Genomic DNA, 23,796 nt, shown 5'->3' with positions numbered 1-23,796 from the left:
CAAACTCCACCTAATTATCAAAAAGCAGGTGACCAGCGTCACTGCCATCAGGATATTGTCCGGTCCACTTGCCTACTTTTTCCCCTGCACGATAAACACCCGTCCACATCGCGGTTTTACTTTTTTCAGGAATAATGGTTTGCCATTCCCCCTCTTCCTTGCCGTCCACGAAGTGGCCTTTTGACCAAAGTGTGCCGTCATCCCTGTATGATTCTGACAGGCCATGCTGAATACCGTTGTCATAGGTGTCCAATCGGTCTAACCCACCCAAACGGTAGTATTTTTTAACTTCACCATGGTATTCGCCCTTCTTGTTATAGTTAAAGACGCGCTTACCATCCCAGTCATGCTCCCAATAACCGTATTTTTCACCCTCAAAATACTCGCCCTGTTCAATGATTTCACCAAACTGTGTCACCGAAAACTTGCCATGCTTAACACCATGTTTATAGTGCTGCTTCCTTGCTTTATGATCCACAAGTTGAGTGAAATACAGGTTGTGGTATTTGCCATCAATGCTCTCTGTGCGATGAGTTAGCTCGCCTTCGTCAAAAAACTCAGTCAGCTTCCAAGCCTTACTTTCATCTTCCTGAAGCCTTGCCGTGACAACACCCTTTCGATATCGATATTCATCACTGATACGTTCGCCGTTTTCATTAAAACTCACAGAAAGATCGAAGGTTTTCTCGCCTTGTTGATTGAATTCTTTTTTCGCGATCAAACGACTGTCAGCATTGTATTCATAAAGGGTCTCAACAACATCACTCTGCTGATGAAATACACGCTGCTCACCCACTTTCTTTCCATCCATATAATGATAGATTTTCGTGGTATTTCCGACTTCGTCATACTCAGTTGAAACGCCGTGCAGTTCGCCAGCAACAAAGTGTTGCTCAGAAGACAGTTGGCCATCGGCATACCAGCTCAACGTCACGCCATGCTCTACATTGTTCTTGTAGTTTTGCTGTTGAATTTTGTTCCCGGCTTTGTCGTACCGATTAAACACACCTTCATACTGACTAAATGCGGATTGACCTTCACTCTTTAGCTGACCGTCAAAATAGTACGCTCGGTATTTTCCATGCCGCTGATCATGTTGAAAGTTCATCTCGTAATTGACATTGCCATTTGGGTAGTAATTAAACATTGGCCCATGCTGCTCTCCATCCAGCCATGTGGTCAAAGACCTGACAGAACCGTCATACTGATAGCTGATACTTTCACCCGTTTGTTTTCCATTCAGCATTTCAAATTTTTCAGACACATGACCATTTGAATAAAAGACCTTTTGCGTCCCATTCAAAACACCGTTCACATAGTGTTGTTCTTTTTTCAAATCGCCTGAAGAGTATGTCTGCTTCAATCCGTGTTCTTTGCCTTCACTATTTTTGTGTCCCTTAGATTTAATCACCCCTTTCCACGTATAGTACTCATAGTCTCCAACGACGTTCCCTTTCGCAGGCTCTTTGCCGTTAAACCCGCCGTTAAAGTAGACAGTGTCGTATTCAACAAAATAGACAACCGCAGGCCACTTTTTGTCTTGCTCCGTAAGTGGCTCCGTCATGTAGTACGTGGCTTTCTTATCACCCGTCACTGCCTTTAAATTGGCATCAAGTAATACTCGTTCTGCAAAAGCGGGTGAAATCATGCTCAATGATAAAATCATGAGTGAAATTAGAGTAAAAAAGCGCATCAATCCCTCGTTTATGCTTTTGACTAAATGGGTTTAACATTGAAAATGGCACCCTTTTGGGTGCCAAGATATTGCACGTGCTATGTCTATGGTTACTTGTCGTCACTAAACAGGAATGACGACGAGTCGTCTTCGTCATTGCTCCGCACATATTTACCCATGTCATAACTTTGCGTCTGGTAAATATCGCCATCGGTTCCATAAGTGTCGACATCGCCATCCAGCTCATCATCGACATAACGCTCAACGCGTTTTACATTGCCGCTTTCGCCAAAGTAATAGAATGCTCCTTGCTTACGACCTTGAATATCAAACTGCTGACGCCCCAACTCATAACCTACCTCTGAGTGCGCAAACCACTTTCCGACTTTATTGCCCTGTTGATATTCTCCAGACCAAAGCACAACATCGTACTCATAGTCTTCTTGATGTTGCCATTGGCCGTCTCTTTCACCGGCAACATAATTCCCCTTAGCGAGCAACATGCCTTGGTTGTTATAGTTTTCGGTCAAGCCATGACGTTTGCCATCGAGGTAATGCTCCGACGTGGTTTGCTGACCACTCGCGTTCACCTGGGTCAGTTCGCCATGTAATTGGCCTTTGCGGTTGTAGTTCTCCGTGCGTACGGTGCCATCGAAGTGCATGACCCAAGCACCGCTTTTCTTACCCTGATGGTAAGTGCCACTTTCAACTGGTTCACCCTTTGGCGAAACAACAAGGCGCTTGCCATGGCGGATCCCATGCTTGTAATGAGTCGTTTCTATGTTGTTGGTGTAGACATCCAATTGGATAAAAGCCTTGTTTCGCTTACCGTTGACCTCTTCCGAGCGACGAGTTAGCTGGCCATTGTTGTCGAAGCGCTCTTCGAGCTCCCACTTCTTCTGAGCATTTGTTTGAATACGCGAAATCAGCACACCGTCGCGATATTTCTTCTCATCGCTGATTTCTCTTTGGTTGGGGTAAGAGGCAACATATTCGTAGGTCAATTCACCATCCTTATTGAATCGCGTTTTAGACTTAACGTTGCCGTTATTGTTGATAATGGACTCTTCTTGCACCGCATCAACTTGGTCGAAATACGTTCGCTGAGTGCCTCTCTGCAATCCTTTAACAAGGTTGTTGGTGCGTTTTAAGTTGCCGGACTCGTAATAGTGAGTCACTGCGCCATGTTGTTTTCCATCACGGTAACTTTCCTCAAAACGCAACTTACCTTCGATGTGCCACCCGCGAACAACACCATGTTTCTTCCCTCTTTGGTATGGGGTTTCTAGGTACAAGAAGCCATTCTCGTTGTAGGAGTAGCCCAGCCCCTCTGTCTTATCATCAACATAATTGACGCGATGCGAAACTTGCCCGTTTTTATAGTAACTGGCGTATTCACCATGCACTTTGTCCATCTTGTAGTTGACGCTGTAACTCATCGCACCATTTGGGTAGTAATACAATTGAAGGCCATCTGATTTCCCATTAACAAAATGAAAGCGATGCGACACCGTTCCATCTTCGAAGTAATGGATGTTCTCACCCTCTTTGATACCGTTTCGGTTTGTATATTCTTCTTCAACGCTACCATCTAGATAGAAGCTTCGATTGATTCCGTGCCTTTTCCCCGCGAGAAAATCAGCTTCTTCAATTAACACACCGTTTTCGTTATATAAGCGCGTTAACCCTTCATACTGTCCTTTTTCGTTGCGGCTACCCGTTGTCAGCAAGTTGCCGTTTTCCCGATAAATTTTGTAGGCTCCCACGGATTTCCCCGTAGAAATATCAGCGCTGTTAAGCGTCCCTTCAAAATTGAGTATTTCTCCACCCTGAAAGTAGACGTTAACAGGCCATACGCCATCTCGTTCAGCCAGAGGTTCAGCGAGGTAATAACTGGCTTGAGATTCAGTTTTTACGATATTCCAATCGTCATCAAGCCATACTGGGGCAGCCCAAGCAACCGACACACTTAACAACGAAACGAGAGGAAGTATATGCTTCAGTATTGATTGCATCGTCTTACCCTTTCTTGATCGGTGGAAGCTTAGTGACAAAGGATTTCTCTAACGGTTCACCTTCAACCTTGAAGTGCTCAATGCGAGAAATCTTGCCTGACATTTTGATGTAGGTTCCATCAAAAAGAGCCTCTGAAAGCGGGCTATCATCGACAGTCACCGCCTTGCCATATCGATCGATGGGTGACAATGGTTCACCATGTTTATTGTAAATTCGGTATCCGCTGATGAACTGTTTCACTGATTGCTGATGGTCAAAATCGACCACCTTACTCACATCAATCAGCCAAGGAAATGGACTCGGGGCAAGCGCCATTTCTTCCCATGACGGTGTTCCTTCACACGATAAACGTGTTGTAACTTCCATGTCATAGAAATAGCGTCGTATGCCATCTGGCGTCGTCAGTTGGTACGCAGTCGTGTTGTCTTCAATCTTGTTCGGCCCACCCGCTACGTCATTGCTGGTTTTTGGTTGCGGTTTCCACACCAAAGGATGACCGTTAACGTTCGGCGTATTATCAATACTTAACTGGCACACGTTCTCCCATACATAAGGCAGTGCAACGACCGCGTTGTGAGGAGATTCGGTCGCAATGTGCAGGTCATTATTAAAATCAAACGTTGATTCTTGCTCGCTTGACGCTGCAAGGTCTTCCGCGTCAAACAAATAATTCTCTGAAGGCACTAGACCCATAGGCGGCATTTCAGCACTGGACAAGAACCACGCTTGATCCCAAAAAACCACTTCGCGAGAAAAGCTCGGGGTCTCACTTTGACTATGCACAGTGAAGGTCACTTCAGTTGGGGCTGAAAAGAGCTTCACTGCAATAGCATTCTGTTGGAGAACTGAGTTTCCTAAGAAGCTAAGCATTTGTTTTGAACTCGGTGCCAACCATGACGGGAGGTTCGGATCTGATGGGAAGCTCATTTGACCTTGAAGTCCACCAACAGTTAACGCTAATCGGCTATTAGCCGTATTGGTATATTCAAGTCGATACTCATTATGTGTACCTGTAACCAAGGTGGCAGTAAGCGTTATCTCTCCCAACTGGAACGTTTGTGTTTTCCCACCTGTCCACGGCACGTTGTAACGCGCTTCCGATACGTTGTAGTAATCAACGTAGGCAGCAACGGTTTCCAGATCATTTAGCTCTCGCTCGATCTGCCACCCCAAGGGCTGAATATGCGCTGAGACATTCATCCCTTCATCAATGAATTGTTGATCTAGCGGTGCAGAAAATTTCACCTTGGTAGGTTGACCGTCGATATAACCTCTAACATCGCGAAATGCGATTCGCCCGATCTGTTGCTGTTTAGCTATGTCCGTCGGGTAAGCAAGGCGAAAACCCGCATCTTCTTCAAGTAGCATACCGCGAGGATAAGGTAGAACATCTTCCGCAGTCAGCATCTCGTTTGTTGGCTGCCCCTCTGGTAACGGAAAAATATCAAACCAATGCTGTTCGTCATCGTAATAGGTGTTGTAAAAAATCTCAGCGAAAGTCCCTACCGATTCATCTTCAGGATGCATAGCAAAAGCGAATTGTGTCATTTTGGTTTTGCCATAAACCTCTACGGGAATATTCATCACAAGCAGCATCTGTTCTAACCAGCCGGTAGCACGATTAATTTCGACTTGACCAAACAGCTGTTTTTCTAAGACGTTCTGCTCTACCGAAGAAGCCTCTGTGCCTCTAGAAGACATTGTTGCAAACACCGCTTTTTCAGAAACACTCTGAACCGTCAATGTGACAGGAACGCCTTTAAAGTTCGTTAATTGCACTTCGCTGCCAACTTTAACCGGAATGGATTGGATGAACCCCGGCGCGTTAATGGTTGATTGCAAGCTGTTCATCAAAATCTGACCACCTCGCTTAACAAACGACTCCCACTGTTCTCTATTTCTTGCTGTAAAATCGGTCAGTTCTCCGCTTTCCGAATTCAGCGAAACATCAAAGCCAGCGCTAAATATTGTCTGTATCTGTGGGTTACGTTTAGACGAATCGACACTTGAAAAACCCGAACGCCCTGTCGAAAATTGCAAGTGCTCAGGAGTAACATGCAAGCTCAGAGCATCTCCCGTTTGTTCCACTTTATAGTGAAGTAAACTCTCACTGAGCATCACTGTTTCAGGGTTAGTCGCCACATCGCGGGTGGTATGTGCATATGCCCAATAGCGTTTTTCATCACCGATTTCTGGGGAAAAAGTGACAGATTCACCACATGCTGTTAGGAATAAAACCATTGGTAGGAAAAGAGTTCTAAAACTATTATTCAGGTACATCCATATATTCCAAAATAAATAAAACTGTAGGTAGGTAAGTACAACAAAGGCGATTGGCACATCACCTAGTAATGTCTAAGATCAAACTGTTTTTTCTCGCTGTATTTGCCATGTAAACTATTCATGTTTAATTCAAGAAGCAGGTAACCTTTGTCAACACCCTCTCTTCTAGCGCGCGCTATATTTACACCACAACATATTGATTTAAAGCTCAATTCTATATTTCTGCGCCGACTTCAAATATTGAACTGCACGCATATGCAACTCACGTTTTCATGATAATAAACAATAAAAAAGCCGCCCCGAAGGGCGGCAAATTTGTATCATTTTATTTCAGCGTGAGTAATTACAGAACGAAGCCTGCAAAGATAAAGCCGAAGATAATACTAAACACCATGCTCAATAGACCCGGGATCATAAAGCTGTGGTTAAAGATGTACTTACCAATCTTGGTTGTTCCCGTGCGGTCAAAGTCGATAGACGCAATGATTGGGCCATAGTTAGGAATGAAGAAGTAACCGTTCACTGCCACAAACGTCGCAATAATTACTTCCACTGGCAACTCAAGCGCAATAGCAACGGGCACCAACACCGCAGTGGTTGCGCCTTGGCTGTTTACCATCACGGATAAACCAAACAGCGCAAAAGCAAATGTCCACGGTGCCATTTCAACAAGACCTGACACCGTTTCTTTCACGACATCGCCATGACCCGCGATAAACGTATCACCCAGCCATGCAATACCGAAGATTGCCACGATCGCGCGCATACCCGCATGGAACACCGAACCTTGCGTGATTTCATTACCATCAGGCTTACAAATCAAAATGATCAACGCACCCATTGATAACATGATGATTTCAATGGTGTGTGCCATGCCCATCGCCGAGCCATTAAACTGAGGGCGAAGTGCAGGGAACGCCCCCATGATGACCACAGCCAATGCACCAAATAAGAACAGGCCAACGGCGGTTTTCGCTTCTTTTTTAACAACGATTTCCGCCACTTCAACATCTTGTTCCATCTCGTGACGGAATGCAGGATCTTGCATACGACGTTGGTATTCAGGGTCGTCTTTCAGTTCTTTACCTAGCTTGTTCACGATGACACAAGCAGATGCTAAACCAAGGAACGTACCTGGAATCGTGATAGCCAGTACTTGTGCAAGGGTAATGCCTTGAGGCTCAAGGAACGCCACCAAAGCAACAACGGCAGCGGCAATTGGGCTCGCTACAATCGCAAACTGCGAAGCGATAACCGCCATACCCAACGGGCGTTCAGGACGAATACCGCTGCGACGGCTAACTTCAGCAATAACAGGCAGCACGGAATACGCTACGTGGCCAGTACCAGCAAGGAAGGTAAATAGATAGGTAACAAGTGGCGCGATAAAAGTGATGTGACGAGGATTTTTGCGCAAAATGCTTGAAGCAATCTTGATGAGGTAATCTAAGCCACCTGACGCTTGCATTGCTGCCGCAGCCGCCACAACCGCCATGATCATTAGCATGACATCAATAGGTGGGCTCGTAGGTTGAAGACCAAAGCCGAAACTCAGGATGGCAAGACCAACACCACCCAATACACCTAGACCAATCCCGCCGATGCGAGCACCAATTAAGATACAACCGAGAACAATGAAAAACTCGATGAAAAACACATCAAACTCCTTGATGACAACGTTATTATTAACGCGCAAATCATAGATATTTATTCTCGCGAATTATCGAATTAACATCACAGAAGATGGTCAAATTTTGAATGTAAATACCTTAACTTCAATAATTTAGAGTGACATCTAGTTTTACGGAGTTTCCGAAACGTAATGCGATCAAAAAAGAGTAAAAGATGTAACACGGAAGTGGTTCTTGCTTTCCTATTGCTGGTATTGACGGATGTATTGGAGGAAAGCTTAAAGGAGATATCTCAGGAGGCACTAAACATCTTGAACGGATTTTGCTTAGAATTGAGCATATGCAGGATGGCATCACACCAGCCCAATCAATGCGAATGGTGCTAATGATGCTTAAAGTGCTCGTCGTGCTAATGGCGATTTGTATGTCGTTTTCATGTCAAAAACGATCCCAATAGGCAGATCCATTTCCTAGCTTCTCGACAATGAAATCTAAAAACACTCTAACCTTCGCAGGTAAATAATGTCGCTCTGGGTACACTGCATAGAGATGTTTATGCGGCATGTTATAGCCTTGGAATAGTGCGACCAACTCGCCCCGTTGAATGGCATCTCCTGCAATGAATGTCGGGAGCCGTGATACACCCAGCCCAGCGATCACCGCGTCGCGAACCGCGGCAATATTATTCACGCGGTAGTTTCCCGCCACTTTTATCTTACACACCTCTCCGTTCTCAGACGTAAACTGCCATAGGGATGCGTTGCTGGAATAGCTATAGATAAGACAGTTGAGATCCACCAATTGATGCGGTGTCATCAACTGTGCCTGATGCTTTTCATAAAACGTTGGAGAAACACATACAACACTGTGCAATGGCACCAAACGACGCGCCACTAACGTCGAATCTGATAAATCTCCGCCTGTTCGTATCGCTAAATCAAATCCCTGCTCAACAAGATTCACCTCACGGTCATCCAGAATAATATCGATGTCTAATTGAGGATATTGCTCAAGAAACACAGGAATCAGCGGGGCAATGTGCAATTGCCCAATCGTCATCGGCAACAGGATTTTCAATAGCCCTTTGGGTTCGCCTTGCATTTCACTCACTGCATCTTCGGCTTGCTGTGCCGCCCGATTGGCCTGAGCGGCATATTGATAATATCGCTCCCCAGCTTCCGTCAGGCTCAATTTTCTCGTTGTGCGATGGAACAATCGCGCTCCGAGTTGCGCCTCTAACTGAGTGATACGCTTACTCACCGCCGATTTAGAAATACCCAGCATTTGTGCAGCACGAGAGAAGCCTTCACTGTCCGCAACAGCAACAAAAATCGGGATCGCATTAATCGTATCCAAAGACCTACCCACACTATTGTTGAGAAAAACTCAACTAAGAGTCTACATGTAACCGTATTGTTAATGCAACGTGATGAATCTAAAGTTTGACCATCCACTGAGAACATACCAGCAGCAAATTGGAGATACCTATGGTGCGCTTAGAACATATCAATTTAGTGATGGAAGACATTCAACCCACATTGGCATTCTTACTCACTGCGTTTCCACAATGGCGAGTGCGTGGCGAAGGCGATATGACATGGGGATCGGGAGACAACGTCTCCAAGCGTCATTGGCTGCATGTCGGCGACGATGATTATTACCTGACGCTAAACGACAGTGCCGTTGGCCAAATTCGCAGTGTTAAAGGCATCGAACCAGGCGTAGCACATATCGGTTTTGCAGTAGATGACCTACAGAGCATCATTGACCGCTTATCACTCAAAGGCTTTAGCGTAGATATCAAAGGCCGCGACCACCCTTTCCGTCAAACCGTGTATTACAACGATCCCGCAGGCTTTCAGTTTGAGTTTATTCAATACAGCAGTGAAAAGCCTTCAGAGAAAAACATGTATGGCGGCGAAAGTGGTGAGCTTGAAAAGAAACAGACAAACAAAATAACAACCAACGCATAAATAGAGGTAGAACAGCATGGACAACCAACAAGTCGACACCCTAGTACGAAACTTATACCAAGCCGTCGACAATAAAGACGTCGATTATTTGAATACCGCACTGAGCGAGCACAGCCGTTTTCGTCTCGGGAACTACCCTGAAGTGACGAACAAAGCGAAGATTTTGGAGGGAAATAGTCAGTTTTTTTCCAGCATAGAATCCATGAAACACACCATCGATGACATTATGTTTCAAGGTTCAGTTAAAACCGATTCTACCCGTATCAGTTGTTTTGGCACCGTAGACTATGTCAGGTTAGATGGTAGCGAGTACTCAGCCGTTTTCTCTACATTTCTCGATGTGAAAAATGGCTTGATTGAGGACTATTTAGTTTTTGCAGACATTTCAGGTTTATAAAACGCACGTAAAAACCGAGGTTTGTGTCGTACTCGGTTTTCCTATTGTCTATCTGCTATTTCTGTTTCCACTCACTCGTTCACAGAGTGGGCTGCGAATTAGATACCAACCAAAGACTTTTTGAGTGTTTCAATGGATTGAACGCCAAGGTTTGTGCTCACCCAACTAAACCCATCTTCTTCGAATCGAGGAAATATGTGTAAGTGATAATGCCCAAGATCGTTAAACGCCCCATTGTTCTGCATGAAGGTAATGCCATCAGGTGAATACAAGTTCTCGATACGTTCGTAAAGGTCTTTTGCCACACGTTGAATTTCTTCGTTTATATAGTCAGGTAATTCAATAAACGTTTGGTAAGGTCGAGTTGGGGCAATCAAAAGATGACCCACGTTGATTGGCTCATGATCTGCGAAAGCGATCACATCTGGAGACTCGTACACAATCACCGCGTCTAATTCTCTCGCCACAATTTGTTCAATGATTTTCATTTCCACCACCGTATAAAAGATGCCGTAACACCTTTTTTTATATCAATACTTTTAAAAACTTGTGTTTGAAAACAGGTTTTCAACGGCCTGACATTCTCAAAACAGTCACACAATAACGTACAAAAACATTAGCAGTTTATAGCTTTTGCGACACCGCTTCCGCTTTCGAATGTGTGAGACTTGAGCTGTAAATTTCTCACCGTCAGCAGTCCCTTACTGCATCCATTTTGAACGCTGACGAGCAAAGAGAAATGACAAAACGTGCAAACTTCACTCGTCAAAAGTACGAGATTTTGAATCCCCTAATCGATTCAATCTAAAGAAAAGTGACACGTACAAAAGTATCTATAAAAAGGAAAGCGGCGGAATGAAATTACATCAGCTTGCAAGTCTCGTCAGTGTGCTCGTAGCAACAACAATTATCGGAGGTTGTGGTGGCGGCGGCGGTTCAGAGCCTGAAACGTCTTCACCATCAGACCCTTCATCCCCTGAAACACCGGTTGAATCAAGTGCCTCATTAACAGGCGTATTCATCGACTCCCCCGTAGAAGGCCTGCCCTATACAACGTCGTCTGGAGAAAAAGGTTCAACAAACGCCCTAGGTGAGTTTTCTTACAACGACGATGATATGATTTCATTCACGTTGGCAGGTATCCAATTCCCTGAAGTTGAAGCTTCCGGTGTTCTCACACCGTTTGATCTTGTTAGTAACTTCAACACCCGAAACCCAACGACCTCAAATCTATTAAGGTTGCTTCAATCGCTTGATGACGACGGTGATATATCCCAAACGATCAGCCTCGACACCGACAAAATTAACTCCATCCAACAAGCCGGTCTTTCCTACCAAGATCTCACATTATCAGCGCTAGAATTTGAAGATTTGCTCACCTCACATGCCTTGTTTGGGTTACCCGATGAAAGCGCTTTAATTTCGGCGAATCAAGCTTTTGAGCACTTCGAGAAAACGCTTTCAGAGTCCAAGATTATTGATACAGACAATGACGGTATTCCAAACGCTACTGACCCTGACGACGATAACGATGGTATAGAAGACAGTCGCGACCATTTCGCTTGGGACAAAGATGAGAGTCAGGACTTTGATTTGGATTTCATTGGTGATAACGCTGACACCGATGATGACAATGATGGCGTACTAGACACAGAAGATACCGAGGCGAATTTTGCTTTTACTGCGACATCACTTGAGAGTGGTTTTACATTTACCGCATTTGATTCGTCCACAGGACGACTCTTCGCAACGGATTATCAACGCCAACAGCTAAAAGCATTTTCTTTATCTTCCGCAAAAGAAATAAGTGTTGTGGAATTTGATGAAAAACCGAGCTACCTATTTTTTGAGCCAACGAGTAAACGCATATACATCTCGTTGCATTCCCCTGGAAATCGTCACTCTGGCAGCATCGCCGTCGTCGACCCAGATACTTTCGAGATCATTAATGTTTTCGATGTTGATATCCAACCAGGAGAAATAGCAGCAAGAGAAGATGGCTTAGTTGTCGTCAACTCAGGTTCGTCAGCTAGGACAAACCTTTACAACGCTGAAAATGGAGAACTGGTCGATAGCGAGTCATCAGTCTTTGGTGGCACTATCGCCATATCTAAAGACGGTAATTGGCTTTACATCGGAGACTCAGGCGGCTCCGATAGAACATTAGACAAGTATGCATTGTCAGCATCTGGCATCACACCAGCAGGCAGTTACGTCGCTCGTGACAAAGAAGCTATTGCAGATAAAATCTGGCTTTCACCGGACGGCAGTTTTGTTATTACAAAAGCAGGGGTAATCCTCGACACAGAAGACTTATCAGTGCTTGGCTCGCTACCAGACGTCGTATTCATAAACGATATCCACTTCGATGAAGAGCGTGATTTTATATATGTCACCAAATTTGGTGGCTCCATCTTAGTCGTAAACGCCAAAAGCCTGAGCGTAGTCCCAGACAGCGAAATAGATGGAATTTATGAAAAAACGTTCACCGTTGATGACCTTATCTATTTGGTAGACATCGACTATCTCAATGAACAACTTACCATCAATAAATTTACCCATCCTTGCTTAGATTGTGTTGATAATCAAAAACCTGTAGCTCAGTTTGCTTACTCTCCTGAAAACGGCACCACGCGGGATGAATACACCTTTGATGCATCAGACAGCTATGATCCAGACGCCAATCAAACACTTCTCTACCGCTGGGATTTAGGTGGAGATGGAAACTGGGAAACTGAGTATTCATCGTCTCCTGAATTCAAACATTCATTTTTGACAGCAACGACTGAAACCATCGTCCTTCAAGTCATCGATAATTTTGGATTAACTGATACGAAAAAAATCGTTATCGAAGTAATGTCTGGTGTTGATACTGGTGTTGAAATAACCAACAGCACGGCAAATCAGCTGGACTTTTCTCCCGCACACATTATCGCGGATCCCCAAAGAAACAGAGCTTATCTATCTGACAAAGAGGGAAAACGTCTCTATGTCATCAACCCCATTACTGGCATGTCAGAACGGTATTTTGAATTCGACTATATGCCTGAACGAATGGCGCTTTCGCCTGACGGTTCACAACTTTATGTAGCGCTTCTAACTCAAGAGCATGACCAATATTGGCATGAAGAAGATCAAGCGGGCTTCATTACCACCTTCGACTTGGAACAGCTTGCAAGGGTCAATATTTTTGAAGTACCCGTTGACCCCTTTGATATCGTGGCCACTTCATACGACCGTCTAGTGGTATCAACAGGCTCTGGGCAATATGGCAGTATTTTCCTGCTTGATGCCTCGACAGGAGAGACCATCAGCAATAGCTATATTGCTGAGCGAGCTAAATTATCGGTTTCAAAAAACGAAAGTTATATATTCGCTACGGATGCACAAAAGCGAGATGTAGGCATACAAATATTCTCTTTGAATGAAACAAGCATCCTAAACATCGGCAGTTTTGGATATTCTGGCAATTACCCTGACGCTGCGGAAACTTGGGTTTCCCCTGATGGTGTGTATCTCATTACCTCTAAAGGGGACATATACAACATTAACGAAACAGAGCTTTTTGCTGAACTTGGCGTTGAAGCAAAGCACATCAGTTTTGACGCTGAACAAAATACATTTAGCTTGGTGTCGCCTGAAGGAACTGTAAATTACTATAACCTCTCTACCTTTCAACCAGTTGCGGTATTGAATGATGCCAATGCTGAATTCGCAACATTTTTCCGAGACCAGGTATTGGTCGTCGAGCAATCAGTCGATGGTTCAACCTCCTTTGGAGTTACCGCACACCCGTGTCTGAACTGTGCGCCAAACACAGCCCCAGTAGCAGACTATTCATACTCTCCAACTGCCGGGACGGTGGAAGATACTTTCGTCTTTGACGCAAGCCCAAGTTCTGATGTTGAAGACCAAGAATCACTGCTTTATCGATGGGATGTAGGCTCTGACGGAACATGGGAGACAGAGTTATCGAACCAGAAAACGTTTAACCATGTTTTTTCTAGTACTGGAAATTTCTCCGTCACACTAGAAGTAATGGATCCGAGTGGACTCAGTTCTACTCGAACCATTGATCTCGTTGTTAGAGACCTTCCTGATCTTGGTGTTTTGGTGGAAGACAGCCAAAGCTTCCAGATAGACTTCAACATTACTGACTTTGAGATTGATGCTACGAGAAACAAAGCCTATTTTTCAGACATAGAAGCAAAGCGACTTTATGTCGTCGATCTTCAGACTGGTTCTACCGAAAAATACTTCGAGTTTGACCAAATGCCTGAACGAATGGCGCTGTCACCTGATGGAAAAACTCTTTATCTTGCATTGCTGACTCAACAGCACAGTTCATATTGGTGGGAGGCTGACCAGAATGGTTTCATCGCAATATTCGACCTAGAGCAGATGGCTAAAGTTCATACCTATGAAGTGAAAACCGATCCATTTGATTTAGTCGTCAATCAACAAGGGAAGTTAATTGTTACTTCTGGGTCAGGCCAATGGACAGATATTTATGCACTTGATGGCTTATCGGGGAAAGTACTAGGATCAGCGTCCATTAGGCAACGTTCTCATCTTTCACTTCATCCTTCGGGGGATTACGTATTCGCAGCAGATACTGACTTGAGCCCTTCAGACTTTGAAAAGTTTGATATTTCAGGTGAAGCGATCGTTTCATTGGGTGATTCGCCTTACCATGGTTCGTACAATATCGGCGGTAAAGTTTGGGTATATCCAAATGGAGACTTTCTGATTTCGGCTGGAGGAGACATTTTCCTGACTTCGGATATGACTCATTATGCCAAGCTACCCAATACTAGTGGTGAAATCGTAGACGTAGCTTTCGACACAGCAAACAACGCACTTTTTGTGCTCAAAAGTGACGGTTCAATCCAACTTTACAACTTCGAAAGCAACGGGTTCATTCAAAATCTTTCAATCAATGAAGTCGATTTACTAGCGTTTACAAACGGACAATTATTAACGTTGTCGGCAGTAGATAGTACTCTGTACTTTGCAGAAAACCCTTGCGCAGATTGCGGTGCTAACACTCCGCCAACAGCAGGACTTACTTACTCGTCCACCTCCGACACCACAAATAGCCTATTTACTTTTGATGCAAGCTCAAGCACTGATAATGAAGATGGACACTCACTTTTATATCGATGGGACATAGACAACGATGGCCAGTGGGATACCCAATACAATACCGACGCTCTACTAGAGAGAAGATATAGCACCGCTGGCTCGAAAACGATTATATTGGAAGTCAAAGACTCCTCAGGCTCAACGGACGTTACCTCAATTACCGTTGATGTCTTGTTTGAAAATGACTTCGGGGTTCAGTTTTCTGAAGCCCACTTGCCTTACGAGCTACCTTTTAAATCTACTGCAATTCAATATGACGATATCCACAATATTGCCTATATCTCAGACTTCCTAGCTAAAAAGCTATACCTCGTTAATATGCAAACAGGGTTAACAGAAAAGTATTTTGAGTTTGAACATAAGCCAGAGCGAATGGCACTTTCTCCGGATGGACAAACACTATTCGTTTCATTGGTAACTGAAAACCACAGCTCATACTGGTGGAATGAAGAACAATCTGGCTATATCGCTGTATTCGACACGGCTCAACAAGCTAAGATCAACACTTATGTTATCCCGATTGATCCCTATGATTTAGTGGTCAATCAACATGGGAAGCTCATAGTTTCGTCTGGTTCGGGTCAATGGACCAGCATTTATGCGTTTGACTCGTTATCAGGTAGTTTGCTTGGTTCATCATCTATTAGGCAAAGATCCAGACTATCCCTTCACCCAGATGGAGAAATTGTATTTGCTGCAGATACAGATCTTTCGCCGTCTGATTTTGAAAAGTTCGATATTTCCGGTGAGGGAATCAGTTACATAGGGCAACTCTCCTACCACGGTGATTACAACATTGCAGGGAATGTTTGGGTGTTACCAAACGGGGAAAACGTTTTGGCTAGAGGTGGTTTCCTGTTTACCGCTGAAACAATGACATTCGTTCAAAGCCTATTTGAGCAAACCGAGTTCATCCTAGACTTGAGCTTTAATTCTGACAACCTGAATGCATACATGTTGACGACCAATTCCTATGCGTCAACTCCTTACCAGCTTTATGAGTTTAATTTAGAAAGCTTTGAGTTGACGAATGCAACAGAAGCCAACTCTGCAGGCAAGCTCATAAACACCCCTTCAAGTTTGTTTGGTGCAGTGGATAATGAAGATGGTACGACTAGCCTCATCACTTTTACCTTCGACTAAATACTTATAAATCTGATCCAAAAGGCGAACCTAGGTTCGCCTTTTCTCGCTCTCACGCATCTGGCTGCAGCAAGCAGTAATTCAGATATATCAATTTGCTACTCCACCCCACACGCCCCAAGCACTACATTCACGACATGCTCGATGTTGTCGTCGATATCCTTCCCCTCTGGGATGGCACGCATTTCGAAGACTTGTGGCCATAAGAACATACCGTTGAACAGGCTCGAATAGGTGTTGGTGAAAAGCTCGGGTGTCATGTTGCTGAGTTTGCCTGCTTCTATGCCACCGGCAAACCACCCGGCTAGTGCTTTGGCGTTATAGAGCTTGGTGATAATGGCTTGGCCCATGTCAGGCTGGCGAAGAAACTCGATCAGGATGACGCGTGTCAGCGGAATACCGTAGTAGTGATAGAGAATATCGACTTCCTTTCGGCTAATCGCTTTTAACTGTTCATACGCGCTGATTTCAGGGTCAAACGGATAGCTAGCCTTTTCCTGTACAGACTCTTGAATAATGGTCAGTACAGATTCAAACAACACCTCTTTACTTTCAAAATGGCGATATAGCGTGCGCTTAGACACTTCTGCCGAGGTGCAGACCCTGTCCATGTTTGCTGCGATAAAACCATATCGAATGAATTCTTCCTTCGCCGCGTTGATGATGGCCAGACGTTTTTGTTCCGAGCGTGTCATACATATCTCCATTTACCGATACAAGAACTTTAGCAACACAGTCGAAAATAGTACACTTTAGAGTTTACTTGTTATGAAAACTAGTTAATATTGAGGTGAATTTCACTTCTTGGCAATGTTTTAGCCAGAATAGAAAGAAAACACAACGGTTAAACAGTGATCGCGTCGATCGCCGTTTTTATGAAGAAAAAGGTGACCATGGTTTCTAAAAAGTCTACGTTGGCAACTTTCAAAGCCAATACCCTCGCCGCAAGTATCGCGTTCTCTGTGCTTTTATTGAGTGGATGTGGAGAAAATGAGGTTCAGCAAGTTGCTGCCCCTGTGATTAAGCCAGCCCTTACCGAATTGGTGTCAGCGCGTGGCAGTGATGAACTGAGTTTCAATGGCGTGATCCGCGCAGCGGAACGAGCTGATTTGGCATTCCGTATCGGCGGACGCCTGACAGAAGTATTCGTGAAAGAAGGCGACCAAGTTAAAGAAGGCCAAGTATTGGCAGAGCTCGATGCGCGTGATGCCAAAACCGCGTTAGCATCTGCCAAGCTCGAACTCAAAAACACCGAAGTCGAGTACCGTCGTGCCAAAGCGATATACGACAAGAGCCAAGCCATCTCTAAAAGCGATTTGGACGCCATTACGACACGCTATGACTTAGAAAAAAACCGTGTTGAAGATGCCACTCGCCAACTTGAATACACCGAACTGAAGGCCCCGTTTGATGGGATTATTGGCCGTAAAATGGTCGACAACCACATTCAAATTCAAGCCAACGAAACCATTGTTGCTTTGCATGATTTAAGCGATTTGGAAGTTGTGATCAACATCCCTCATAAAGTGATGCTTTCTGGCATAGATCAGACCAAAGCCTTTGCCGAACTGTCTTCGATTCCTGGGCAAAAATTCCCACTTGTTCTTCGCACCTATGCCACCGAAGCCGACCCTGTTACCCAAACCTACCCTGTTGTTTTGGGCTTTGAGGATTTGAAAGGTTTTCGCGCTTTACCTGGCATGGCCGTAAAAGTTGTCCCTGCTGATGAAGAAAAGGCAGAAACCAACGCACAAACTATCACTGTGCCACTGACTGCTGTCGTTCCTGACAATCAAGGCAAGCAATTTGTGTGGGTGATCAACGCTGACAACAAAGCCGAAAAACGCTTTATCGAGGTCGGCGCACTAAGCAAAAATCGCATCGTGGTGAAAAGTCATCTTGCGCAAGGAGAGCGTGTGGTGATCGCGGGAGTGTCGAGCATTCGTGATGGGTTAGAAGTGCGTCCTTACACCGATGACAAGAACGGAGAGTAATTGATGGACTTAGCTCGTATTACCATAGCCAAACGCACCAGCGTTTGGGTATTGATTGCCCTCACTCTGATCGGCGGCTACATCAGTTACTTAAACCTCGGGCGCTTTGAAGATCCCGAGTTCGTTATACGTCAGGCCGTGATCAACACGCCTTACTCTGGCGCAACGGCACAAGAAGTATCAGACGAAGTTACGGACCTGATTGAAGGCGCAGTGCAATCCCTTCAAGAACTCAAAGAAGTGAAATCTGTGTCGAAACAAGGCATGTCAGAGGTCACGGTTGAGATCAAACTCGAGTTCGCCAAAGACGCGGCGGATTTGCAGCAGGTATGGGACAAACTGCGCCGCAAGATTTCTGATGTGCAGCGACAGCTCCCTCCCGGTGCTGGTCCTTCTATCGTCAACGATGATTTTGCTGATGTGTATGCCCTCTTCTTTGCCGTCACGGGTGAAGGGTTTACCCACAAGCAACTGCAAGATTACGTCGATACCTTGCGCCGTAATTTAGTGCTGGTGCCAGGCGTTGCCAAAACCGCCACGTTAGCCGAACAACAAGAAACCATCTTTGTTGAGATCTCTAGCGAGCGCCTAGCAAAGTTCGGCGTATCAGCCGATAAAGTTTACGACGTGCTGCAAAAGCAGAACATGGTGACCGTGGCAGGCAGCATCGAAACCGACGTCATGCGTATTCCGGTCATCCCCAGTTCAAGCATTGAATCGATAGCAGACTTGAAGAACCTGCAAATCGCCGTCGGTAACAACAACACCGTGCTGCGTTTGGGCGACATAGCTGACGTAACCCGTGGCTACAAAGAGCCGTCTTCCATGCTGATGCGTTACAACGGTGAGCGTGCCATTGGGTTTGGTATCTCCAATGTCACCGGCGGTAACGTCGTCGACATGGGTGATGCCGTGAAAGCGCGCATTGCTGAACTCGACAACCAGCGCCCATTGGGCATGGAACTGCACGTTATTTCGATGCAATCCGACTCGGTGCGTGACTCTGTTACCAACTTCATTGATAACCTGATTGCCGCAATCGCCATTGTGTTTGTGGTATTGCTGCTGTTCATGGGTGTGCGATCTGGTGTGATCATCGGCTTCGTGTTGCTACTGACGGTGGCGGGTACATTGTGTGTGATGCTGATTGAAGACATCGCCATGCAGCGTATTTCATTGGGAGCATTGATCATCGCGCTGGGCATGTTGGTGGATAACGCCATCGTGGTGACAGACGGTATTCTGGTGCGCTTCCAGCAGAACCCAGATGAAGACCGTGAAACCATCGTGTCAGAGGTGGTGAATGCCACCAAATGGCCACTGCTTGGCGGCACGGTCGTCGGTATCTGTGCGTTCAGTGCGATTGGTCTATCCCCGTCGGACATGGGTGAATACGCGGGCTCCCTGTTCTGGGTGATCTTGTATTCCATGTTCCTCAGCTGGGTGTTTGCCGTCACCATCACGCCGATGCTTTGCTTGGATTTCCTCAAAGTCAAAGCTGCAAAAACAGAGCAAAAGCCTGGCCGCATTGTTACCGCATACAAGATCTTACTTCATTGGTTACTGACGCACCGCGCATTGAGCACACTTATTCTGCTTGGCACCCTCGCCACCGCAATATGGAGCGCACAATTTGTGCCAGCGGGCTTTATGCCTGAATCACAACGTGCGCAGTTTGTGGTAGATGTTTACTTGCCGCAAGGCTCTGACATCAAGCGAACCGAAGCGCTGGTTGCAAACATTGAGAAAGACGTTCAAGCCAAAGAAGGCATCACCAATATTTCTAGCTTCATTGGCGGTGGCGGTTTGCGTTTCATGCTGACATACGCCCCAGAACCGCGTAATCCAAGCTATGGTCAATTGCTGATCGACATCGACGATTACAAGAAAATCGCGCCATTGTTGGGTGAACTGCAACACGATCTTTCCGTGAAATACCCAGATGCGTCTATCAAGGTATGGAAATTCATGCTCGGTCGCGGGGGCGGCAAGAAAATTGAAGCTGGCTTTACCGGCCCAAACAGCGCCGTGTTGCGTGAACTGGCTGAAAAAGCCAAAACCATCATGATAAACAACCCGAACCTGATTGCGGTTCAAGACGATTGGCGTCAACAAGTGCCTGTGCTTCGCCCTGTGTATTCAGCAGAAGACGCACAACGCTATGGTTTGACGACACAAGATATCAACCAAGCCATTGCACAGACTTTGTCGGGTCGTAATGTTGGTGCATTCCGTGAAGGCGACGATTTGATTCCGATTGTGGTGCGCTCACCAGAATCGGAACGTAACCACCAGCGCGCGATTGAAAACACGGAAGTGTTTAGCCACGCTGCTGGTAGTTTTATTCCTCTGAGCCAAGTCGTCGAATCGGTCAATGTGGTGTATCAAGATGACATGCTTCGTCGAACTGATCGCACGCCAACCATTCTGGTGCAAGCAGATCCAGCTCCGGGCGTGTTAACGGCAGATGCGTTTAACAATGTGCGTACGGAAATCGAAGCGCTCGAACTGCCTGCGGGTTATTCCCTGAAATGGTATGGCGAGTACAAAGCGTCAAAAGACGCGAACGAAGGCTTGGCGATTTCTGCGCCATACGGCTTTGCCGCGATGATTTTGGCGGTCATCTTTATGTTCAACGCCATTCGTCAGCCATTGGTGATTTGGCTAACTGCCCCGCTCGCCATCATTGGTGTGACGGTCGGTTTGATCATCTTCCAAACGCCGTTTGAGTTTATGGCGATACTCGGCTTCTTGAGCCTGATCGGGATGATGGTGAAAAACGCCATTGTATTGGTCGACCAAGCCGACGTAGAAATCAAAGACGGTAAAACCGCTTACCACGCGATTATCGACGCTGCTCTCAGCCGCGCAAGGCCAGTATTGCTGGGCGCATTAACCACCATCTTAGGTGTCGCCCCCCTCTTGGTAGACCCGTTCTTCAAGAGTATGGCCGTCACCATCATGTTTGGTCTGCTGTTCGCAACCATCCTGACCTTGGTGGTTATCCCGCTTTTCTATGCGATTTTCTTTCGAGTGAAGGTGGAAGCGGTTTAGGCATTAAAGCTGAAAAATAGAAAGCAAAACGCCACGTGAAAGCGTGGCGTTTTTGTAGGTGCTTAAAACTTGGCTACTTTACTTAAAAGTGTGTTGGGGAGCTGATTTTTTTAGGGATCAAGTTGTTCAATTTACTGTACTATCAACAGTGTCAATGCACAGTATGCAATGCTGTTTAAATGAACAGCATTACGAATATAGTGAAAAAAAGCACAATTTTGGTCGGGAGGCCTGATTTTGGACCAAGCGGCAAGTTGCCAGCGAATAAGTTGTCAGCACTAACCAAACAAACAGAGAGTAGCATTAATTGCCTGATAATATAGACAACAAAGCCAAGTGTGCGGATGAGATTGATCGTGCAGCAATAGATCAAATCTTTGAATCTACATTGCAAATAAGTAATCAATGCTTTGAGTATAAAAAGTTATGTGTGACAGTTTTGGGGGTAATCGTTGCAGCACTGCTGAAAATTGATACTCCTACAAGCTTTACAACCATAGCTATCGTCGTGATGGTTATTGGAATTGGCTTTTGGCTATGTGATGCAATCGCATACTTCTATCAAAAAAAGAATCGAAGTGTAATGGATAAAATTACTCATAAGATTCAAGACAGACATTTGATTGAGTGCACAGATGAGCCATCAAAACCAGTTTGTTGGTATGCTGCTATTTTAAACATCTCGATGGTGCTCTATATGTACATATCACTTAGTTGCATTATAGTGTTGCTTTACGATAATTGGCCAAAATTAACTGCGTATTTTGTAAAGTGAAAGTCTTTGTTAGTTATACAGTTAGGGATTCTCTAGTAACTAAAGAGTTACTAGAACGACTTAGTAACATGTTAGTAGCGTTCAGTGAACCCTATATAGATTTACTCCATAATGATTCTTTAGATAAACAAGCCCGAGTGAAAGATGAATTGATAAACTCTGATGTAATTCTACTCCTTGAAAGCGACGCTATTTCCGATTCCCCATGGGTTCAGTGGGAAATCGAAACTGCAACAAGTCTAGGAATAGTTGTAAAACCGATTTGCATTAGAAATCAGTCGCTAAATCAAAGAAGTATTCAGGCACTAATTGAGTCCAAGAGGGCCAATCAATTTAAGAGTGATTCCTAACGCTTGGGATTTTTGATTCTAATATGAGTTCAGTGTTTACGGTGGTAAGGTTGATTTTCGTGTTAACGTTACTCACTCCTTAATTGGGCCACATGGATCCCCCCCGTTCGGCAAACATCCGCAATACATTCTGAGATATGTTTTGGACTGCCGCTCTACAACACCGCAAAAGAATTGAGAAGACATAGAACCTTCGGTTTTGATTAAGACAACTAAGTGGGGCAAATCCGTATGAGAGGGGATTCATGTCATTCGTTAGGCGACATGAGTAGTAATGCTGGGTGCAACCAGTTTTAGTTTAAGTAAATAGGATAGTTATGGATAAGCGTTATCAGGTCTTTGTGAGTTCTACCTATGTTGACCTTAAAGACGAAAGGCAAAGTGTGCTCCAAACATTGATGGAGATGGATTGCATTCCTGCTGGGATGGAGCTATTTCCAGCGGCGGATGAAGAGCAGTGGGAATTCATTAAAAAAATAATTGATGACTGTGACTATTACTTACTAATAATTGGAGGTCGTTATGGTTCAACCGCTGACGACGGACTTAGCTATACAGAAAAAGAGTTTGATTATGCTGTAAGTAAAGGTATTAAGGTAATTGCGTTATTGCATAAATCACCAGATGAATTACCAAGGGCTAAATCAGAAAATGATGAAAGAAATTATCAAAAACTGCAAGAGTTTCGCGACAAAGTAGGTGACGGTCGTTTAATTCGTTTTTGGGATAGTCCAGAACAGTTACCCGGTCTTGTCTCACTGAGTTTAAACAAAACCATGAAAATGTTTCCTGCAATCGGCTGGGTACGAGCAGATTCAACAGCTTCACCTGAGTTACTAGCTGAAATAAATGAGTTGAGAAAAGAAAATAGTAGATTAAGCATCCAGCTAGCAGAAAGTAACTCTCACTCATCGCTAATTCCTGAAAAAGAGCTAGCTAACCTTGATAGCAATATAATGCTTAAAGGTGATTATAGTATTTATGCAAAAAGCTTTAACCACAATACTCAATATGCTAATTGGTCTAAAGAAACCACCTGGGAAGAGCTTTTTAGTACCATATCACCATTCTTAATCGATAGCCCATATGAAACCTCTATTAGTAAGTTTATTGCGTCTCACTATAGTAATACAGATACAAATGATTACAATATTAGTAGTCTACTAGTTGATACGCAGGTGCTATTTACTATTCGCATTCAGTTTGTTGCTCTAAATCTAATCTCTATTAATAACGACGATGCAGTCTCTAAGTGGGAGTTGACAGAGTTTGGCTCTAGAAAAATGTTGGAAAGTAGAGTCGTGAGAAAAAGTGAAAAGGGTAATAAGTAACGGGTGATGGGGGTGATGGGGGTGATGGG

15 protein-coding genes are annotated in these 23,796 nt (G+C 44.8%); 8 read left to right on the top strand and 7 right to left on the bottom strand.

What is annotated here, in order from left to right; translation table 11 throughout:
• Positions 1 to 10: 10 nt before the first annotated feature.
• The 5 genes from LRP50_RS07800 to LRP50_RS07780 all read right to left on the bottom strand — a co-directional run bounded on the left by LRP50_RS07800 (position 11) and on the right by LRP50_RS07780 (position 8,961).
• A complete protein-coding gene (locus LRP50_RS07800; RefSeq protein WP_274163903.1) occupies positions 11 to 1,693 on the bottom strand; it encodes a toxin-antitoxin system YwqK family antitoxin in 1,683 nt (560 codons plus the stop codon).
• 92 nt (positions 1,694 to 1,785) lie between these two features.
• Positions 1,786 to 3,690: a toxin-antitoxin system YwqK family antitoxin gene (locus LRP50_RS07795; RefSeq protein WP_274163902.1), complete on the bottom strand. Its 1,905-nt coding sequence runs from the start codon at positions 3,688 to 3,690 to the stop codon at positions 1,786 to 1,788.
• A gap of 4 nt (positions 3,691 to 3,694) precedes the next feature.
• Positions 3,695 to 5,971 carry a hypothetical protein gene (locus tag LRP50_RS07790; RefSeq protein WP_274163901.1) on the bottom strand — a complete coding sequence of 759 codons (2,277 nt, stop codon included), beginning with the start codon at positions 5,969 to 5,971 and terminating at the stop codon, positions 3,695 to 3,697.
• A gap of 346 nt (positions 5,972 to 6,317) precedes the next feature.
• Positions 6,318 to 7,631 carry an anaerobic C4-dicarboxylate transporter family protein gene (locus LRP50_RS07785; protein WP_274163900.1) on the bottom strand — a complete coding sequence of 438 codons (1,314 nt, stop codon included), beginning with the start codon at positions 7,629 to 7,631 and terminating at the stop codon, positions 6,318 to 6,320.
• A gap of 412 nt (positions 7,632 to 8,043) precedes the next feature.
• Positions 8,044 to 8,961 (bottom strand): LysR family transcriptional regulator, encoded by a 918-nt coding sequence (locus LRP50_RS07780; protein ID WP_274163899.1) that lies wholly within the window; start codon positions 8,959 to 8,961, stop codon positions 8,044 to 8,046.
• A 131-nt stretch (positions 8,962 to 9,092) separates the two neighbouring features.
• Between LRP50_RS07780 and LRP50_RS07775 the strand changes: the two genes are divergently transcribed.
• Together LRP50_RS07775 and LRP50_RS07770 are read left to right on the top strand one after the other, a co-directional pair.
• The gene (locus tag LRP50_RS07775) at positions 9,093 to 9,578 is read left to right on the top strand and encodes a VOC family protein (RefSeq protein WP_274163898.1); all 486 of its coding nucleotides are present in this window, start codon (positions 9,093 to 9,095) and stop codon (positions 9,576 to 9,578) included.
• 16 nt (positions 9,579 to 9,594) lie between these two features.
• A complete protein-coding gene (locus LRP50_RS07770; RefSeq protein ID WP_274163897.1) occupies positions 9,595 to 9,975 on the top strand; it encodes a nuclear transport factor 2 family protein in 381 nt (126 codons plus the stop codon).
• Between the two features lie 98 nt (positions 9,976 to 10,073).
• Here the strand turns inward: LRP50_RS07770 and LRP50_RS07765 are convergent, their stop codons facing one another.
• Complete coding sequence (locus LRP50_RS07765; RefSeq protein WP_274163896.1) at positions 10,074 to 10,463, bottom strand: HIT family protein; 390 nt, start codon at positions 10,461 to 10,463, stop codon at positions 10,074 to 10,076.
• Positions 10,464 to 10,830: 367 nt separating this feature from the next.
• On the opposite strand from LRP50_RS07765, the gene LRP50_RS07760 reads away from it, so the two are divergent.
• Positions 10,831 to 16,263 (top strand): PKD domain-containing protein, encoded by a 5,433-nt coding sequence (locus LRP50_RS07760; protein WP_274163895.1) that lies wholly within the window; start codon positions 10,831 to 10,833, stop codon positions 16,261 to 16,263.
• A 98-nt stretch (positions 16,264 to 16,361) separates the two neighbouring features.
• Here the strand turns inward: LRP50_RS07760 and LRP50_RS07755 are convergent, their stop codons facing one another.
• Positions 16,362 to 16,958 (bottom strand): TetR/AcrR family transcriptional regulator, encoded by a 597-nt coding sequence (locus tag LRP50_RS07755; RefSeq protein ID WP_274163894.1) that lies wholly within the window; start codon positions 16,956 to 16,958, stop codon positions 16,362 to 16,364.
• Between the two features lie 192 nt (positions 16,959 to 17,150).
• Between LRP50_RS07755 and LRP50_RS07750 the strand changes: the two genes are divergently transcribed.
• The 5 genes from LRP50_RS07750 to LRP50_RS07735 all read left to right on the top strand — a co-directional run bounded on the left by LRP50_RS07750 (position 17,151) and on the right by LRP50_RS07735 (position 23,767).
• Positions 17,151 to 18,257: an efflux RND transporter periplasmic adaptor subunit gene (locus LRP50_RS07750; RefSeq protein ID WP_274164024.1), complete on the top strand. Its 1,107-nt coding sequence runs from the start codon at positions 17,151 to 17,153 to the stop codon at positions 18,255 to 18,257.
• A 3-nt stretch (positions 18,258 to 18,260) separates the two neighbouring features.
• Positions 18,261 to 21,311, top strand: coding sequence for an efflux RND transporter permease subunit (locus tag LRP50_RS07745; protein ID WP_274163893.1), 3,051 nt, complete (start codon positions 18,261 to 18,263; stop codon positions 21,309 to 21,311).
• Between the two features lie 307 nt (positions 21,312 to 21,618).
• Positions 21,619 to 22,086, top strand: a complete 468-nt coding sequence (locus LRP50_RS07740; protein WP_274163892.1) for a hypothetical protein — start codon at positions 21,619 to 21,621, stop codon at positions 22,084 to 22,086.
• 68 nt (positions 22,087 to 22,154) lie between these two features.
• On the top strand, positions 22,155 to 22,436 hold the full coding sequence (locus LRP50_RS25730; RefSeq protein WP_420791205.1) for a TIR domain-containing protein: 282 nt from the start codon (positions 22,155 to 22,157) through the stop codon (positions 22,434 to 22,436).
• 317 nt (positions 22,437 to 22,753) lie between these two features.
• Positions 22,754 to 23,767 carry a DUF4062 domain-containing protein gene (locus LRP50_RS07735; RefSeq protein WP_274163891.1) on the top strand — a complete coding sequence of 338 codons (1,014 nt, stop codon included), beginning with the start codon at positions 22,754 to 22,756 and terminating at the stop codon, positions 23,765 to 23,767.
• Positions 23,768 to 23,796: the final 29 nt, after the last annotated feature.

The organism is Enterovibrio gelatinilyticus, from assembly GCF_028683095.1.
Lineage (GTDB): Bacteria > Pseudomonadota > Gammaproteobacteria > Enterobacterales > Vibrionaceae > Enterovibrio > Enterovibrio gelatinilyticus.
The sequence above is the reverse complement of the archived record's forward strand: the minus strand, read 5'-3'. Positions and strand labels throughout refer to the sequence as shown.

Excerpts from the sequence above, each read along its gene's own strand:
- LRP50_RS07790 (WP_274163901.1), bottom strand. The coding sequence starts at position 5,971 with ATGTACCTGAATAATAGTTTTAGAACTCTTTTCCTACCAATGGTTTTA.
- LRP50_RS07770 (WP_274163897.1), top strand. The coding sequence starts at position 9,595 with ATGGACAACCAACAAGTCGACACCCTAGTACGAAACTTATACCAAGCC.
- LRP50_RS07735 (WP_274163891.1), top strand. The coding sequence starts at position 22,754 with ATGGATAAGCGTTATCAGGTCTTTGTGAGTTCTACCTATGTTGACCTT.
- LRP50_RS07760 (WP_274163895.1), top strand. The coding sequence starts at position 10,831 with ATGAAATTACATCAGCTTGCAAGTCTCGTCAGTGTGCTCGTAGCAACA.
- LRP50_RS07765 (WP_274163896.1), bottom strand. The coding sequence starts at position 10,463 with ATGAAAATCATTGAACAAATTGTGGCGAGAGAATTAGACGCGGTGATT.
- LRP50_RS07795 (WP_274163902.1), bottom strand. The coding sequence starts at position 3,690 with ATGCAATCAATACTGAAGCATATACTTCCTCTCGTTTCGTTGTTAAGT.
- LRP50_RS07800 (WP_274163903.1), bottom strand. The coding sequence starts at position 1,693 with ATGCGCTTTTTTACTCTAATTTCACTCATGATTTTATCATTGAGCATG.
- LRP50_RS07745 (WP_274163893.1), top strand. The coding sequence starts at position 18,261 with ATGGACTTAGCTCGTATTACCATAGCCAAACGCACCAGCGTTTGGGTA.
- LRP50_RS07775 (WP_274163898.1), top strand. The coding sequence starts at position 9,093 with ATGGTGCGCTTAGAACATATCAATTTAGTGATGGAAGACATTCAACCC.
- LRP50_RS25730 (WP_420791205.1), top strand. The coding sequence starts at position 22,155 with ATGTTAGTAGCGTTCAGTGAACCCTATATAGATTTACTCCATAATGAT.
- LRP50_RS07755 (WP_274163894.1), bottom strand. The coding sequence starts at position 16,958 with ATGACACGCTCGGAACAAAAACGTCTGGCCATCATCAACGCGGCGAAG.